This is a genomic window from Nocardioides dilutus (assembly GCF_054779555.1).
Genome location: NZ_BAAGYA010000003.1, coordinates 1,133,649 through 1,147,947, shown reverse-complemented (window position 1 = coordinate 1,147,947; position 14,299 = coordinate 1,133,649). Strand labels below are relative to the sequence as shown.

The window sequence follows — 14,299 nt, the reverse complement described above, 5'->3', positions numbered from 1 at the left end:
AGGGAGACGGCGCAGTGAGCAAGGAGCGGGCCCGGCGCCGCGAGGAGCGGGAGCGACTCGCCGCCGTCGCTGCGGCGCAGCGGCAGGCGGCCGCGGAGAAGCAGGCTCGTCGCGACCAGCGCCGCCAGGCGGTCACCCGGCTCCTGCCGGCCACCCACTCCCGGCAGACCGGCGTCCTCGCGGACAAGCGGCGTCGCGAGGTGCTGGCCACGGGCGTCGTCTTGGTGGTGCTCAACCTCCTCGTCTTCGCGGTGGCCCGCGACTGGGCGCTCACCGCGCTGCTCCTCGTCGCCAGCATCCTGGGCGCGCCGATCCTCTACCTGATGATGTTCCGAAGGAGCTAGTCCCAGATGAGCACCTACCTCGAGCTGCTGCCCGCCGTCGACATCGCCGACGGGCAGGCGGTCCAGCTCGTCCAGGGCGTGGCCGGCTCCGAGAAGCGCTTCGGCGACCCGGTCGAGGCCGCGCTGCGCTGGCAGCAGGCCGGCGCCGAGTGGATCCACCTCGTCGACCTCGACGCGGCCTTCGGCCGCGGTCACAACCGCGAGCTCCAGGCCCGGATCGTCGGCGAGCTCGACATCCAGGTGGAGATGAGCGGTGGCATCCGGGACGACGAGTCGCTGCAGGCCGCGATGGCGACCGGCTGCCGACGGGTCAACATCGGCACCGCCGCGCTCGAGCAGCCCGAGTGGTGCGCGCGGGCCATCGCGACGTACGGCGACCGGGTGGCCGTGGGCCTCGACGTCCGGGGTCGCACCCTGGCGGCCCGCGGCTGGACCCGCGAGGGTGGCGACCTCTACGAGGTGCTCGCCCGCCTCGACGCCGAGGGCTGCGCTCGTTACGTCGTCACCGACGTCAACAAGGACGGCATGCTCCAGGGCCCCAACCTGGAGCTGCTCGGCGACGTCTGCGCCGCCACGGACCGGCCGGTCGTGGCGTCCGGGGGAGTGACCACGCTCGACGACATCCGCGCGCTGATGGAGCTGGTGCCGGTGGGCGTCGAGGGCGCGATCGCGGGGACGGCGCTCTACGAGGGCCGGTTCACCCTCGAGGACGCGCTGGCTCTCACGAAGGGGGCAGCGACGTGACGCTCGCCGTCCGGGTGATCCCGTGCCTCGACGTCGACGGCGGCCGGGTGGTCAAGGGCATCAACTTCAAGGAGCTCCGCGACGCCGGCGACCCCGTCGAGCTCGCGCGCACCTACGACGCCGAGGGCGCCGACGAGCTGACCTTCCTCGACATCTCCGCCTCCCACGAGGGTCGGGCCACGACGATGGAGGTCGTCTCCAGGTGTGCCGAGGAGGTCTTCATCCCGCTGACAGTGGGCGGGGGAGTGTCCTCGGTCGACGACGTCGACAGGCTGCTGCGGGCCGGCGCGGACAAGGTCGCGGTCAACACCGCCGCGATCCACCGGCCCGAGCTGGTGGCGGAGATCGCGGACCGGTTCGGCAGCCAGGTGCTGGTGCTGTCGGTCGACGCCCGCCGGGCCTCCGGGACCGACTCGGGGTTCGAGGTCACCACCCACGGCGGCCGGAAGTCCGCAGGGCTCGACGCCATCGCATGGGCGGCCCGCGCGGCCGAGTTGGGGGCGGGAGAGATCCTGCTCAACGCGATGGATGCCGACGGCACCCAGGACGGCTTCGACCTCGCCTTGATCGCCGCCGTACGCCGTGAGGTGACCATCCCGGTCATCGCCTCGGGCGGGGCGGGGCGGGTCGAGCACTTCGCGCCGGCGGTCGAGGCCGGTGCCGACGCAGTCCTGGCGGCCACGGTCTTCCACTTCGGCACCCTGCGCATCGCAGACGTCAAGCAGGCCCTCGCCGCCGCCGGCCACCCCGTGCGCTGACCGCCGCCGACTCGGCGCTACTGAACGTCAGTAGGGCCGACTCGTCGTGAGGCCGGTCGTTGACGGTCGCCGAGTCGTCGCTACTGAGCGTCAGTAGCGCCGACTGGGCTAGAGCAACAGGATCCGGCGGCGTTCCCGCTCGATCCGCGCCAGCTTCGATCCACGAACGAGCAGGCTCTCGAGGTTGCGGTGCTGGCCGAACACCTCCTCCTTGGTGAACTCGTCGACGACGTTCCCTCGTCCTTCGACGTACTCCCGGCGCGAGGCGTCATGGCCGACCTGGACGTCGGACGAGTGCCACTCGAAGCCGAGGTACTCGGTCATGTAGCCGAGTTCCTCGTTGCCTACGTCACACCGCGCGATGAGCCGGCCGGCCTCCCAGAACTCGACCTGAGGCGTCGGCTCCGGAAGACCTGCGTCGTGCCAACCGAGGAGCAGGGCTGACTCGCCCGGGGACTCGGCCTTGCCTGTCGCCAGCGGACCCAGGGTCCGCAGGTTCCTCACCCAGCGCTGGCCGCGAAACCTCTCGATGCCCGCGAGGAACTCCCCTCTGGGGAACCCGTCCAGGCGCATCATCTGGTCGATCCCGGCGATGCTCCGCTGCCGAGACGGGACTCGTCCCAGGTCCCATGCCGTCCGCAGGATCGTGGACACGGGAAGTCCCTGCACCTCGGTGATGTCTGTGGGGATCAGGTTGCGCTCTCCGCTGACGGTCAAGCCGTTCCGAAGGCGTCCACGACCCGAGGGTCTGAAGAGCTGTAGTGGTAGGACGTTGAGGTGCTCGCCTGGAGCCAAGGTCATCTCGGCCCCGTGCAGCCACCCGGCATGACGATCGACGATGACGCAGTCGTCCGGCATGACCAGGGTCAGGCACTGAGCCCTCACGAGGATCGAGTCGGGAACCTGTGTCGCCAGGTAGACGCGGCGGATCGGCTGACGCAGTTGACCGATCTGGCAGAGCCTCGTGAGCTGGGCCCGCGACACTCCCTCTCGCCGCGCCACCGCGGCAGTGAACGGGACATCCAGGGGAAGGTTGCTCGACTCGTCCAGCCTCGGACAAGATTCGGGGTGGTGTGTACTCATGGCGCCATTTCCGCCTGCGCCGCGGCTGCACACACGTGCCGCCGTGGCCACCTGTGGACGATCGACCAGCATCAGGGTCTGTGGATCCGGAACGGTCACCGAGTCGTCGTTACTGATCAGCAGTAGCGCCGACTCGCGGGCTCGTCACGCCCGGGACGGTCGCCGAGTCGTCGCTACTGATGAGCAGTAGCGCCGACTCGCGGTCAGGCAGGCCGGGTCAGCGCTCGCCGGCCGCGAACCGCTCGAACAGCACCTCGGGCTGGGTGGCGAACTGCTCCAGGTGGCCGCAGGAGCGGCAGACCCACACCCCGATCGGAACTGTCGTCGGCTGGCGGATCATGCCCGTCTGGGCCACGGTCGCGACGTAGACGTCGCCCGTGGCTGATCCGGTCGAGATCGTGTAGAGGTGGATGGGCCCGAAGAGCGTCCCCTGGTTGCACCACCGGCAGGTGGAGTCCTCAGCCATGGGCAGACGGTAGCGATCAGACCCGGCGGTCGGAAGCCTCCAGCTGGGCCACCCCCTCGGGTGGCCCGTCGAAGGTGACGTCCCGGACCGCCGTGCGCCCGAAGGCCCACAGCACCAACTCGCCCACCGGGCCGCTCACCACGACCGGGTCGGCGCCCTTGCTGAACGCCGCGCTGGTGCCGGGCCGGTCTGCACGTGAGAGCCGGACTGGGACCTCTAGGCCGCGCCCGAGGTAGGCGCCGGAGCGGCTGACCAGCGTCCACAGCTCCTCGACGTCCTCAGCTGGCAGCGCGCGCGGCTCCCAAGTGGGCTGGGCGCGCCGGATGTCCTCGTGGTGGACGAAGTACTCCAGGGTCTGGGTGAACCGCTCGACGACTGGCAGCGAGTACGGCGTCAGGGGAGGCTTGCGCAGCGTGCTGACCATCGCCGGGACGCCCCTGGCGGCCTCCTTCGCCATCGCCCGCTCGGTGAGCCGGGCCAGCTGCGGGACCATGATCCCGCCCGCCGACAGCAGCCGGCGCTCGCGGACGATCAGGTGGGCCAGGAGCATCGAGAGGTCCCACTCGCCGCAGAGGGTCGGGGCCTCGGCGTCGAGGGTCAGCGCGAGGTCGCAGAGCGCCTGGCGCTCCCGGCGGGCGAGCGAGGCCGAAGATGGGGCGGTCACGGGTCGACGCTAGTGGTGCTCCGCAAACGACTCGCCGGTGGTCGGCGGGCAGGAATAGCCTGCCGGGGCGACGGGGTTGGGCGAGGGACGTGTGCGACGGGAGCGAGGTCGGGTGAGCCAGGCGGAAGCGGTACAGACCGCCACCGAGCCGACGACCGACCCCTCTGGGCCCACCGGGCCCACGACGCGGGCGGCGACCACCCGCGACGGCTTCGCGGTCATCTGGGTCGCGATCAAGCGCGAACCCTGGATCTTCGCGGTCTCGACCGTGGGCAGCCTGCTGTTCGGCGCCCTGACCGTCGCCGATGCCTGGGTGCTGGGGTGGTCGACCGACCACGTCGTGCTGCCCGCCTTCGAGACCGGCGAGGTCGACGCCGCCATGCTCTGGGCGATCCTCGCCCTGTTCGTCGGCGTCGCGATCCTGCGTGCGGTCGGCATCGTCGCCCGACGGCTCGGGGCCGGGATCATGCAATACCGCATGCAGGCCCACAGCCGCCGGGCCGTCACCCGTCAATACCTCTCCCTGCCGATGGAGTGGCACCAGCGGCACCCGACCGGCGAGCTGCTGTCCAACGCCAACTCCGACGTCGAGGCCGCCTGGGGCCCGATCGCGCCGCTGCCGATGGCGGTCGGCACCGTCGCGATGATGGTGATCGCGATCGTGCAGATGTTCCTGGCCGACACCGTCCTGGCGCTGGTGGGTCTGCTGGTCTTCCCGGCCGTCGTGCTCGCCAACCTCGCCTACCAGCGGCTCGCGTCGCCGCTCATGACCAAGGCGCAGGAGCTCCGCGCCGAGGTCAGCGAGATCGCCCACGAGTCGTTCGACGGCGCGATGGTCGTCAAGACCCTCGGCCGCGAGGGCGAGGAGACCGAGCGCTTCGCGGCGAAGTCTCGTGAGCTGCGCGACGTCAACATCCGGGCGGGGGCCATCCGGGCGGCCTTCGACCCGACGCTCGCCGCGCTGCCCAACCTCGGCGTGCTCGTCGTGCTCGCAGTCGGCGTCAGCAGGGTCATGGACGGCAACACCGACCCCGGTGACGTCGTGACGGTCGCCTACCTGTTGACCATCGTGTCCTTCCCGATCCGCTCGATCGGCTGGCTGCTCGGGGAGTTCCCGCGCAGCGTCGTCGGCTACCAGCGCATCTCGCGGGTGCTCGCGGCCACCGGGCAGATGCCCTACGGCGAGCGCGGCGTCCCCCACGGCCCGCAGGGCGCCCGACTCGAGGTCCAGCACCTCGGCTACGCCTACGACGACGGCCAGCCGCTCCTCGACGACGTCTCCTTCGACGTCGCCCCCGGACGGTCACTCGCCGTGGTGGGCGCCACGGCGTCCGGCAAGAGCACCCTCACCGCGCTGCTGGCCCGGCTCGTGGATCCCGACCGGGGCCGGATCCTGGTCGACGGCGTCGACCTGCGCGACCTCGCCCCAGGGGAGCTGCCGGCGGCCGCCGCGCTGGTGCCGCAGACCGCCTTCCTCTTCGACGACGACGTCCGGGGCAACGTCACCCTGGGGGCCGACGTCTCCGACGAGGAGGTCTGGGCCGCGCTGCGGGCTGCCCAGGCCGACGGTTTCGTGGCCGCTCTCCCGCGCGGGCTGGACACCAAGCTCGGTGAGCGGGGCACCTCCCTCTCCGGTGGCCAGCGCCAGCGGATCTCGCTCGCCCGCGCCCTGGTCCGCAAGCCCCGGCTGCTGGTCCTCGACGACGCCACGTCGGCCGTGGACCCCGAGGTCGAGCAGCGGATCCTCGCGGCGCTGCGGGACGCCGACCCCAACTCAGGCACCGACTCGACGCTGGTGGTCATCGCCTACCGCAAGGCCACGATCGCGCTCGCCGACGAGGTCGTGCACCTCGAGGACGGCCGGATCGCGGCCCGCGGCACCCACGAGGAGCTGCTCGCGCGCAGCCCGTCCTACGCCCGCCTGGTCAACGCCTACGAGCACCTCGAGCCGGCGGAGGACCACGGATGAGCGCCCGCACCGTCGAGGAGGTCGAGGCCGAGGACGAGCAGCTCGGTCACGGCACGGCCATGGACAGCGGCGACGACATCGCCGCCATGGAGACGATCCGCCGTGGCATCGAGGTCAGCCCGGAGCTCAAGGAGGGGCTGAGGGGCACCCTGCTGCTGGCGCTGCTCGCCTCCGTCGGGCAGGTCGTCGTCCCGATCGTGGTCCAGCAGACCCTCGACCGCGGGCTCAACGGGCCCGATGGGCCCGATGTCGCCTTCACGACGTTGATGGGCATGGTCGCGGCGGCGGCGATCCTCGTCACGAGCGGTGCGGCCTACCTCATGACCAAGAGGTTGTTCACGACCTCCGAGCGGGGCCTGGCCACGCTGCGGATCAAGGCCTTCCGGCACGTCCACGACCTGCCCCTGCTGACCCAGAACACCGAACGCCGCGGCGTGCTGGTGTCCCGCGTGACCAGCGACGTCGACCAGGTGAGCCAGTTCCTGGTCTTCGGGGGCCTGTTCTTCATCATCAGCGTGGGCCAGGTGCTGATCGCGACCGTGGTGATGCTGATCTACAGCTGGCAGCTGGCCCTGGTCGTGTGGGTCTGCTTCGCACCCCTCTTCCTCTCGCTGCGCTACTTCCAGCGCAAGCTGTCCCACGCCTACGGCGTGGTCCGACGCCAGGTCGGCGTGATGCTGGCCGCCATCTCCGAGCCGGTCGTGGGCGCGGCCGTGGTCCGCTCCTACGCCGTCGAGAAGCGGACGCAGGACCGGATCGACGAGGCGATCGACGAATACAAGGCCGCGAGCACCCGGGCCCAGGGCTTCACGGTCATGTCCTTCTCGCTGGGCGGCATCTCCGCCGGCCTGGCCAACGCCGGCGTCCTCATCGTCGGCATCTGGCTGGGTCCCGCGTTCGGTCTCTGGGGCGGGGAGATGACGGCCGGCGAGGTGCTGGCGTTCGCGTTCCTGGTCACCCTGTTCGTGGGGCCCGTGCAGATGGGCACCCAGATCCTGACCGACGCCCAGAACGCGATCGCGGGCTGGCGCCGGGTGATCGGCATCCTGGACACCCCGGCCGACCTGGTCGACCCGGGTCCGGACGGCCAGGTCCTCCCGCGCGGACCGATCGACGTCCGCATCGAGGGCGTGTCGTTCGCCTACCCGGGCGGGCCCTTGGTGCTGCGCGACGTCGACCTCGACATCGACGCCGGCCGGCGGGTCGCGGTGGTCGGCGAGACCGGCTCGGGCAAGTCGACGGTCGCCAAGCTGCTGACCCGCCTGATGGACCCGCTCGAAGGTGTCGTGCTCCTCGACGGCGTCGACGTGCGCACCATCCGGCCGGACTCGCTGCGGCGCAGCGTGGTCCTGGTGCCGCAGGAGGGCTTCCTCTTCGACGACACCCTGACCGCCAACGTGCGCTACGGCAGGCTCGACGCCAGCGAGGCCGACATCCGCGCCAGTGCGGAGCAGCTTGGCCTGGGCGACTGGCTGGCCGGCCTGCCGCGCGGCTTGGACACCCCGGTGGGCCAGCGCGGCGAGTCGCTGTCGACGGGGGAGCGACAGCTCGTGGCGCTGTTGCGCGCCCATCTCGCCGACCCCGACCTGCTCGTGCTCGACGAGGCCACCAGCGCCGTCGACCCCGCGCTCGAGATGCGGATCGGCCGCGCCCTGGAGCGCCTGATGAGCGGCCGGACCTCGGTGACCATCGCCCACCGAATGTCCACCGCCGAGTCGGCCGACGAGGTGGTCGTGGTCGACCGCGGCCGGGTCGTCCAGCGCGGCCCGCACGCCGAGCTGGTGCGCGAGGAGGGCTCGGTCTACGCCGGGCTGCACGCGTCGTGGGTAGCCCAGCAGAGCTCGCCTCGTCCACCGGTGACAATGGACGGGTGACTGCCCTCGACCCGGCCATCGCCGCCCGCCTCAAGCGATCGGCCGACGGACTGCTGCCCGCCGTCGTGCAACAGCACGACACCGGTGAGGTGCTGATGCTGGGCTGGATGGACGACGAGGCCCTGGCCCGCACCCTCACCAGCGGCCGGGCGACCTACTGGAGCCGCTCCCGCCAGGCCTACTGGCTCAAGGGGGAGACCTCCGGCCACGTCCAGTGGGTCCAGGAGGTCCGCCTCGACTGCGACGGCGACACCCTGCTCGTCAAGGTCGACCAGGAGGGCGCGGCGTGCCACACCGGAGACCGCACCTGCTTCGACGCGGACGTCCTGCTCGAGAGCTCGCGTGACTGACAGCCCGAGCCCGCGCCGCCGGACGTTCGGCCCCGTCGTCGGGATAGGGGTCATTTCGGGCGTGGCAGCTGCCATGGCAGGCGCTGAACCCTGGTTCGTCCCAACGGGCAGCGTGGATGCGCCGGACGGTGTCGTGGTCGGCGCCACCTACACCTATGACGTCGGTGTGGTGACCTCGGCGAACGCCTTGGCGTTGGCCGGCCTGGCGTGCTGGGGCGTCGTCCTTGTGTCGCGAGGGCGCTTCCGCCAGCTGGTGGCCGTGATCGGGCTGCTGACGGCACTCGGGGTGGCCGCCACGGTCGTCGGGGCCTTCCTGACAACGCCGGACGACGTGCGACAGCAGTTCGAGGATCTGGCGGTTCCGGCCCCGGAGATCCAGAGCACCGGCTGGTTCTGGGTCGGTGCGGTGGTGGCAGTGCTGTGCCTCATGGCGTGGGTGGCCGCGGTCCGCTTCGTCCGGCACTGGCCGGAGATGGGGCGGCGCTATGACACGCCGGCCGACAGTCCGCCCGAGGATCTCTGGAAGGCCATCGACGCCGGGCACGACCCGACGTCCTAGACTCGGTCCCGACCGCCCGACGAACCACGGAGGAGCTCCGAATGTCTGCGAACCACGGCAACACCCCGGCTGCGTGGACGGCCGTCGTCGTGGGCATGCTCGGGTTCATCGTGGGCGGCGTCGGCCTGATGCTCGACCCGGTCAACATGACGGTCTTCTGGGTGGGCGTCGGCCTCACCGTGGCCGCCGGCGTGGTGTTCCTCGTCATGGACAGGCTGGGCCTGCATGGCCCTCTCACGGACTGACCCCACCGCGGCCGCGACGGCGAGCCGCTGGGAACGGGTGGCGGCGCCGGCGCTCACGATCGGCGGCCTGGCCGCGGCCACCCTGGCCCTGCACGTGCGCGATCCGCACGAGCAATACAGCTGGGGCCTGTGTCCCAGCGCCGCGCTCGGGTTCTGGTGCCCGGGGTGCGGCGGGCTCAGGGCGGTCAACGACCTCACCCACGGCGACGTCGGCGCCGCGCTCTCCAGCAACCTGCTGCTCGTCGTGGCGATGCCGTTCGCGGTCGTCGCGCTCGGCCTCTGGGCGGCCGACCGGTGGCGCGGGGTCCCCTCGACCGTCCCGTGGCGGCGGCTCAAGCCGTTGGTGCCGGCGCTGCTGGTCGTGGTGGTCGCGTTCGCGGTCGCGCGCAACCTCGCGTTCGGGTCCTGGCTCGCGCCCTGACCCGGCCCCCAACCAGGTGGGGTCAGTCCGGTGGGTCAGCTCGTGCTGAAGCTGTAGTCGAAGCCGTTGCCAGTGGCGATCAGGATGAGCTGGAGGGCGCCGAGCACGAGCCCGAGGATGCCGAGCACGAAGCCCGCTGTGGCCAGCCCGTCGCCGCCCTCGCCACGGCTGGCGATCTCCGACTTGGCCGATCGGCTCAGGATGATCGCCGCGACCGCCAGGATGATCGGGCAGCAGAACAACCCCAGGATGCCGGTGACCAGTGACCAGATCGCCTTCGTGTTCGTCTTCTGCGGCGCGCCGTACCCGGGCGGCTGCGCGCCGTACCCGGGCGGCGGGGGCGGCGGGGGCGCGTTGTCGTAGCTCATGGCTGGGACACTAACCACTCCGCCCGGATGACACACTTGGCCACGCAGACCCATTCCCCACGAGGTCCCCGAGAGGTTCCCCGAACATGTCCGTGCTCGACGAGATCGTGGCCGGCGTGCGCCAGGACCTCGACCGGCGGCAGTCGGAGACCTCGGAGGCCGACCTGCGGGCCGCGCTCGCCGACGTCGACTCACCGCGCGACCCGATGTCGCACCTGCAGGCGCCCGGCTCCAGCGTGATCGCCGAGGTCAAGCGGCGCAGCCCGAGCAAGGGCGACCTCGCCGCGATCCCCGATCCGGCCGCGCTGGCACGGCAGTACGCCGCCGGCGGAGCTGCCGCGATCAGCGTGCTCACCGAGGAGCGACGTTTCGGTGGCAGCCTGGACGACCTCCGGGCGGTGCGTGCCGCCGTCGAGGTGCCCCTGCTGCGCAAGGACTTCATCGTCGAGCCCTACCAGGTGCTGGAGGCCCGCGTCGCCGGGGCCGACCTGGTGCTCCTGATCGTCGCCGCACTCGACGACGAAACGCTGCGCCGGCTCCACGACCAGGTCCTCGAGCTCGGGATGACGGCACTGGTCGAGGTGCACGACGAGGCCGAGACCGAGCGCGCGGTCGCCCTCGGCGCCGAGCTCGTCGGCGTCAACGCCCGCAACCTGCGGACCCTCGAGATCGACCAGGACGTCTTCGGCCGCCTCGCCCCGCTGCTCCCGGACGATCGGGTCAAGGTCGCCGAGTCCGGCATCTTCGGCCCGGTCGACGTCAAGCGCCACGTCGCCGAGGGCGCCCGGGCGGTGCTGGTGGGCGAGGCGCTGGTCAAGGACGGCGACCCCGAGGGCGCGGTCCGGGCGATGACCGGGATCACCGCATGACCGCCGACGGCAACGACGGGATCGCGCAGTTCGAGGCCGACGACCAGGGCTGGTTCGGCGACTTCGGCGGGCGTTTCATGCCCGAGGCCCTGGTCGCCGCGCTGGACGAGCTGACCGCGGCCTGGCAGGACGCGATGGCCGACCCCACGTTCCTCGCCGACTTCGACGCGATCCTGCGGACCTACGCCGCCGTCCCGTCGATGCTCTACGACGCCACCCGGCTGACCGACCACCTCGGCGGCGCCCGGATCCTGCTCAAGCGCGAGGACCTCAACCACACCGGCGCCCACAAGATCCGCAACGTGCTCGGCCAGGCCCTGCTCACCAAGCGGATGGGCAAGCAGCGGGTCATCGCCGAGACCGGGGCCGGCCAGCACGGCGTCGCGAGCGCCACGGCGGCGGCGTACTTCGGGCTGGACTGCACCGTCTACATGGGCTCGGTGGACACCAAGCGGCAGGCCCTCAACGTGGCCCGGATGGAGCTGCTCGGCGCCAAGGTCGTGCCGGTCGACGCCGGGAGCGCCACCCTCAAGGACGCCATCAACGAGGCGCTGCGCGACTGGGTGAGCACCGTCGACCACACGGCCTACCTCTTCGGCACCGCGGCCGGGCCGCACCCGTTCCCCAGCATGGTCCGCGACTTCACCCGCGGGATCGGCGACGAGGCGCGCGCGCAGTGCCTGGAGCTCACCGGCCGGCTGCCCGACGCGATCGCGGCCTGCGTGGGCGGCGGCTCCAACGCGATCGGGCTCTTCACCGCGTTCCTCGGCGACCGCGACGTGCGGATCTACGGGTTCGAGCCGGGCGGCGACGGCGTCGAGACCGGCCGGCACGCCGCGACCATCCACGCGGGCGAGTCGGGGGTGCTCCACGGCGCCCGCACGTTCGTGCTGCAGGACGAGGACGGCCAGACCATCGAGTCCCACTCGATCTCGGCCGGGCTCGACTACCCGGGCGTCGGCCCGCAGCACGCCCACCTCGCCAAGAGCGGCCGCGCCGACTACCTCCCCGTCACGGACGCCCAGGCCATGGACGCGCTGGCGCTGCTGGCCCGCACCGAGGGCATCATCTGCGCGATCGAGTCCGCACACGCGCTGGCCGGTGCCTTCGACGTGGCCCGCGAGCTGGGCCCCCAGGGCCTGGTGCTGGTCAACCTCTCCGGCCGCGGTGACAAGGACATGGAGACGGCCCGCGAGTGGTTCCAGCTGGGGACGGACGCGTGAGCGTCTCCGAGGCCTTCGACAAGGCCCGCGCCGACGGCCGGGCCGCGCTGGTCGGCTACCTGCCGGCCGGCTTCCCCGACGTCCAGGGCGGCATCGACGCCATCCTCGCGATGGTCGACGCGGGCTGCGACGTGATCGAGGTCGGGCTGCCCTACAGCGACCCGGTGATGGACGGCCCGACGATCCAGGCGGCCGCCCAGCAGGCGCTGGACCGCGGGGTGCGCACCGCCGACGTGCTGCGCACCGTCGAGGCGGTCGCGGCCACCGGCACCCCGACGGTCGTGATGACCTACTGGAACCCGGTCGAGCGCTACGGCGTCGAGCGGTTCGCCCGCGACCTCGCCGCGGCCGGGGGAGCGGGTCTGATCACTCCCGACCTCACGCCGGACGCGGACCCGCACTGGCCGGCGGCGGCGGACGCGCACGGTCTCGACAAGGTCTACCTCGTCGCGCCCTCCTCCACCGACGCGCGCATCGCCATGACCGTCGCCGCCTGCCGCGGCTTCGTCTACGCGACCGCGGTCATGGGCGTCACCGGCGCCCGGGCCACGACCAGCGACCTCGCCGGCCCGCTCGTCGCCCGCACCAAGGCAGCGGTGTCGGAGCTCGGCCTGGACCTGCCGGTGGGCGTCGGCCTCGGCGTCAGCAACGGCGACCAGGCGGCCGAGGTGGCGGCGTACGCCGATGGCGTGATCGTCGGCTCCGCGTTCGTGCGGACCCTGCTCGACCATCCGGATGACCGAGCCGCGGGACTCCGGGCGCTGGCCGCGCTGACCGAGGACCTGGCGGCCGGGGTGCGCCGAGGTGCGTAGGCGCGTCATGCCTGCGGCGGTCGTGCTCCTGACGCTCCTGTCGCTCACGGCGTGTGGCGACGACAAGCAGGCGACCTCGCTGCACGGCAGCCCGGTGGACCCGCCCTTCACGGTGTCGTCGCAGGAGCTGGTCGACACCGACGGCGCGGCCTACTCGCTCACCGCCGACACCGACAAGCGGCTGACCCTGGTGTTCTTCGGCTACACCAACTGCCCCGACATCTGCGGCATGGTGCTCGGCAACCTCAGTGCGGCCCTGACCCGGCTCGACGAGGCGGACCGGGAGCAGGTCGAGGTCGTGTTCGTGACGACCGATCCCGCGCGGGACACCGGCGAGGTGGTGCGCGGCTACCTCGACCGCTTCGACCCGGCCTTCATCGGCGTCACCGGCGAGCTCGCCGACATCGAGGCCGTCGCCGCGTCGGTCGCGGTCGGGATGGGGGAGGAGCTGCCGAGCGGGGGCTACGAGGTGGACGCACACAGCACCCAGGTGACCGGCATCGACGTCGGTGACGAGGCCCCGATCTTCTGGCCGCAGACGACCTCGCCGTCGGAGTTCGCCGAGGACATCCACAACCTGCTGCGAGAGGACTGACGTGCAGCTGCTGTCCATCCCAAGCCCGTCGAACGGCGTCTGGTACCTCGGGCCGGTGCCGCTACGCGGCTACGCCTTCGCGATCATCCTCGGGATCATCGCCGCGATCTGGATCTCCGAGCGTCGCTGGGTGGCCCGCGGCGGCACCCGCGGTGAAATCTCGGACCTCGCGGTCTGGGCGGTGCCGTTCGGCCTGGTCGGCGCCCGGCTCTACCACGTGGCGACCGACCCGGACCGCTACTTCGGCGACGGCGGCAGCCCCTGGAAGATCCTCTACGTCTGGCAGGGCGGGCTCGGTGTCTGGGGTGGCATCGCGATGGGCGCGCTCGGCGTGCTCGTCGCGGCCAGGCTCAAGGGGATCCGGCTGCTCCCGGCCCTGGACGTCATGGCGCCGAGCGTGCTGGTCGCCCAGGCGCTGGGCCGCTGGGGCAACTGGTTCAACCAGGAGCTCTATGGCAAGCCCACCGACCTGCCGTGGGGGCTCGAGATCGACCCCGCCAACTGGCCGAGCGGCGAGGTGTTCCCGGCCGGAACGACGTTCCACCCGACGTTCCTCTACGAGTTCCTGTGGTGCCTCGCGGCGTTCGCGGTCATCGTCTGGCTGGACCGCCGGATGCAACTCGGCCACGGCCGGGTCCTGGCGCTCTACGTGATGACCTACACGCTCGGCCGCGGCTGGATCGAGACGCTGCGCATCGACACCGTCCAGCTCGACGACGTCGCCGGCCTGCGCCTCAACGTGTGGACCTCGATCGTGCTGTTCCTGCTCGCCGCTGCGTGGTTCACCTACGCCGGCCGCCGGTGGGCCGGGCGCGAGCCGCAGGTCTACGTCGACGACCGTGAGGGGGCCGCCGCGACGGTGCCATCAGCCGAAACGGATGAGTCCCGACCCGGGTCCCTTTGATAGCCTGACCACTCCGCGCGGGCCAATGTCGTCCCCTGCACCAACACAGCA

General features: G+C 71.9%; 18 protein-coding genes. 14 read left to right on the top strand and 4 right to left on the bottom strand.

The window, feature by feature from the left end:
• Positions 1-14 precede the first annotated feature (14 nt).
• Genes ACYVC6_RS21175 through hisF form a run of 3 tightly spaced genes read left to right on the top strand, consistent with a single transcriptional unit; the run spans position 15 to position 1,846 of the window.
• The gene (locus ACYVC6_RS21175; protein ID WP_460716478.1) at positions 15-344 is read left to right on the top strand and encodes a hypothetical protein; all 330 of its coding nucleotides are present in this window, start codon (positions 15-17) and stop codon (positions 342-344) included.
• Positions 345-350: 6 nt separating this feature from the next.
• Positions 351-1,088 carry a bifunctional 1-(5-phosphoribosyl)-5-((5-phosphoribosylamino)methylideneamino)imidazole-4-carboxamide isomerase/phosphoribosylanthranilate isomerase PriA gene (priA, locus tag ACYVC6_RS21170; protein ID WP_460716477.1) on the top strand — a complete coding sequence of 246 codons (738 nt, stop codon included), beginning with the start codon at positions 351-353 and terminating at the stop codon, positions 1,086-1,088.
• A complete protein-coding gene (gene hisF / locus ACYVC6_RS21165; RefSeq protein WP_460716476.1) occupies positions 1,085-1,846 on the top strand; it encodes an imidazole glycerol phosphate synthase subunit HisF in 762 nt (253 codons plus the stop codon). Before priA ends, hisF begins: the two co-directional genes overlap by 4 nt.
• Before the next feature lie 108 nt (positions 1,847-1,954).
• Here the strand turns inward: hisF and ACYVC6_RS21160 are convergent, their stop codons facing one another.
• From ACYVC6_RS21160 to ACYVC6_RS21150, 3 genes are all read right to left on the bottom strand, one after another.
• Entirely contained in the window at positions 1,955-2,563 is a 609-nt protein-coding gene (locus ACYVC6_RS21160) for a hypothetical protein (RefSeq protein ID WP_460716475.1), read from the bottom strand.
• A gap of 583 nt (positions 2,564-3,146) precedes the next feature.
• Positions 3,147-3,395, bottom strand: coding sequence for a hypothetical protein (locus tag ACYVC6_RS21155; protein ID WP_460716474.1), 249 nt, complete (start codon positions 3,393-3,395; stop codon positions 3,147-3,149).
• 16 nt (positions 3,396-3,411) lie between these two features.
• A complete protein-coding gene (locus ACYVC6_RS21150) occupies positions 3,412-4,059 on the bottom strand; it encodes a TIGR03085 family metal-binding protein (RefSeq protein ID WP_460716473.1) in 648 nt (215 codons plus the stop codon).
• Positions 4,060-4,171: 112 nt separating this feature from the next.
• Here ACYVC6_RS21150 and ACYVC6_RS21145 point away from each other — a divergent pair, with 112 nt between their 5' ends.
• The 6 genes from ACYVC6_RS21145 to ACYVC6_RS21120 are packed head-to-tail and all read left to right on the top strand — an operon-like array spanning position 4,172 to position 9,477.
• Entirely contained in the window at positions 4,172-6,028 is a 1,857-nt protein-coding gene (locus tag ACYVC6_RS21145; RefSeq protein WP_460716472.1) for an ABC transporter ATP-binding protein, read from the top strand.
• Complete coding sequence (locus ACYVC6_RS21140; RefSeq protein ID WP_460716471.1) at positions 6,025-7,902, top strand: ABC transporter ATP-binding protein; 1,878 nt, start codon at positions 6,025-6,027, stop codon at positions 7,900-7,902. The genes ACYVC6_RS21145 and ACYVC6_RS21140 overlap by 4 nt, the downstream gene beginning before the upstream one ends.
• Complete coding sequence (hisI, locus tag ACYVC6_RS21135; RefSeq protein ID WP_460716470.1) at positions 7,899-8,252, top strand: phosphoribosyl-AMP cyclohydrolase; 354 nt, start codon at positions 7,899-7,901, stop codon at positions 8,250-8,252. Before ACYVC6_RS21140 ends, hisI begins: the two co-directional genes overlap by 4 nt.
• Complete coding sequence (locus ACYVC6_RS21130; protein WP_460716469.1) at positions 8,245-8,811, top strand: Trp biosynthesis-associated membrane protein; 567 nt, start codon at positions 8,245-8,247, stop codon at positions 8,809-8,811. The genes hisI and ACYVC6_RS21130 overlap by 8 nt, the downstream gene beginning before the upstream one ends.
• A 41-nt stretch (positions 8,812-8,852) precedes the next feature.
• Positions 8,853-9,056: an HGxxPAAW family protein gene (locus ACYVC6_RS21125; protein ID WP_460716468.1), complete on the top strand. Its 204-nt coding sequence runs from the start codon at positions 8,853-8,855 to the stop codon at positions 9,054-9,056.
• Entirely contained in the window at positions 9,037-9,477 is a 441-nt protein-coding gene (locus tag ACYVC6_RS21120; protein WP_460716467.1) for a DUF2752 domain-containing protein, read from the top strand. The genes ACYVC6_RS21125 and ACYVC6_RS21120 overlap by 20 nt, the downstream gene beginning before the upstream one ends.
• Positions 9,478-9,512: 35 nt before the next feature.
• On the opposite strand, the gene ACYVC6_RS21115 is transcribed toward ACYVC6_RS21120, so the two are convergent.
• On the bottom strand, positions 9,513-9,845 hold the full coding sequence (locus ACYVC6_RS21115; RefSeq protein WP_460716466.1) for a DUF4190 domain-containing protein: 333 nt from the start codon (positions 9,843-9,845) through the stop codon (positions 9,513-9,515).
• An 86-nt stretch (positions 9,846-9,931) separates the two neighbouring features.
• On the opposite strand from ACYVC6_RS21115, the gene trpC reads away from it, so the two are divergent.
• The 5 genes from trpC to lgt are packed head-to-tail and all read left to right on the top strand — an operon-like array spanning position 9,932 to position 14,248.
• The gene (gene trpC / locus ACYVC6_RS21110; RefSeq protein ID WP_460716465.1) at positions 9,932-10,714 is read left to right on the top strand and encodes an indole-3-glycerol phosphate synthase TrpC; all 783 of its coding nucleotides are present in this window, start codon (positions 9,932-9,934) and stop codon (positions 10,712-10,714) included.
• The gene (gene trpB, locus ACYVC6_RS21105) at positions 10,711-11,937 is read left to right on the top strand and encodes a tryptophan synthase subunit beta (RefSeq protein ID WP_460716464.1); all 1,227 of its coding nucleotides are present in this window, start codon (positions 10,711-10,713) and stop codon (positions 11,935-11,937) included. The genes trpC and trpB overlap by 4 nt, the downstream gene beginning before the upstream one ends.
• Positions 11,934-12,749 carry a tryptophan synthase subunit alpha gene (trpA, locus tag ACYVC6_RS21100; protein ID WP_460716463.1) on the top strand — a complete coding sequence of 272 codons (816 nt, stop codon included), beginning with the start codon at positions 11,934-11,936 and terminating at the stop codon, positions 12,747-12,749. The genes trpB and trpA overlap by 4 nt, the downstream gene beginning before the upstream one ends.
• A gap of 7 nt (positions 12,750-12,756) precedes the next feature.
• On the top strand, positions 12,757-13,344 hold the full coding sequence (locus tag ACYVC6_RS21095; protein ID WP_460716462.1) for an SCO family protein: 588 nt from the start codon (positions 12,757-12,759) through the stop codon (positions 13,342-13,344).
• A gap of 1 nt (position 13,345) precedes the next feature.
• Complete coding sequence (lgt, locus tag ACYVC6_RS21090; protein ID WP_460716461.1) at positions 13,346-14,248, top strand: prolipoprotein diacylglyceryl transferase; 903 nt, start codon at positions 13,346-13,348, stop codon at positions 14,246-14,248.
• Positions 14,249-14,299 lie beyond the last annotated feature (51 nt).

What these genes read in the sequence shown, in the direction of transcription:
- priA (WP_460716477.1), top strand. Translation starts at nt 351, where the DNA reads ATGAGCACCTACCTCGAGCTGCTGCCCGCCGTCGACATCGCCGACGGG.
- ACYVC6_RS21155 (WP_460716474.1), bottom strand. Translation starts at nt 3,395, where the DNA reads ATGGCTGAGGACTCCACCTGCCGGTGGTGCAACCAGGGGACGCTCTTC.
- ACYVC6_RS21140 (WP_460716471.1), top strand. Translation starts at nt 6,025, where the DNA reads ATGAGCGCCCGCACCGTCGAGGAGGTCGAGGCCGAGGACGAGCAGCTC.
- ACYVC6_RS21125 (WP_460716468.1), top strand. Translation starts at nt 8,853, where the DNA reads ATGTCTGCGAACCACGGCAACACCCCGGCTGCGTGGACGGCCGTCGTC.
- ACYVC6_RS21120 (WP_460716467.1), top strand. Translation starts at nt 9,037, where the DNA reads ATGGCCCTCTCACGGACTGACCCCACCGCGGCCGCGACGGCGAGCCGC.
- ACYVC6_RS21115 (WP_460716466.1), bottom strand. Translation starts at nt 9,845, where the DNA reads ATGAGCTACGACAACGCGCCCCCGCCGCCCCCGCCGCCCGGGTACGGC.
- trpC (WP_460716465.1), top strand. Translation starts at nt 9,932, where the DNA reads ATGTCCGTGCTCGACGAGATCGTGGCCGGCGTGCGCCAGGACCTCGAC.
- trpB (WP_460716464.1), top strand. Translation starts at nt 10,711, where the DNA reads ATGACCGCCGACGGCAACGACGGGATCGCGCAGTTCGAGGCCGACGAC.
- ACYVC6_RS21095 (WP_460716462.1), top strand. Translation starts at nt 12,757, where the DNA reads ATGCCTGCGGCGGTCGTGCTCCTGACGCTCCTGTCGCTCACGGCGTGT.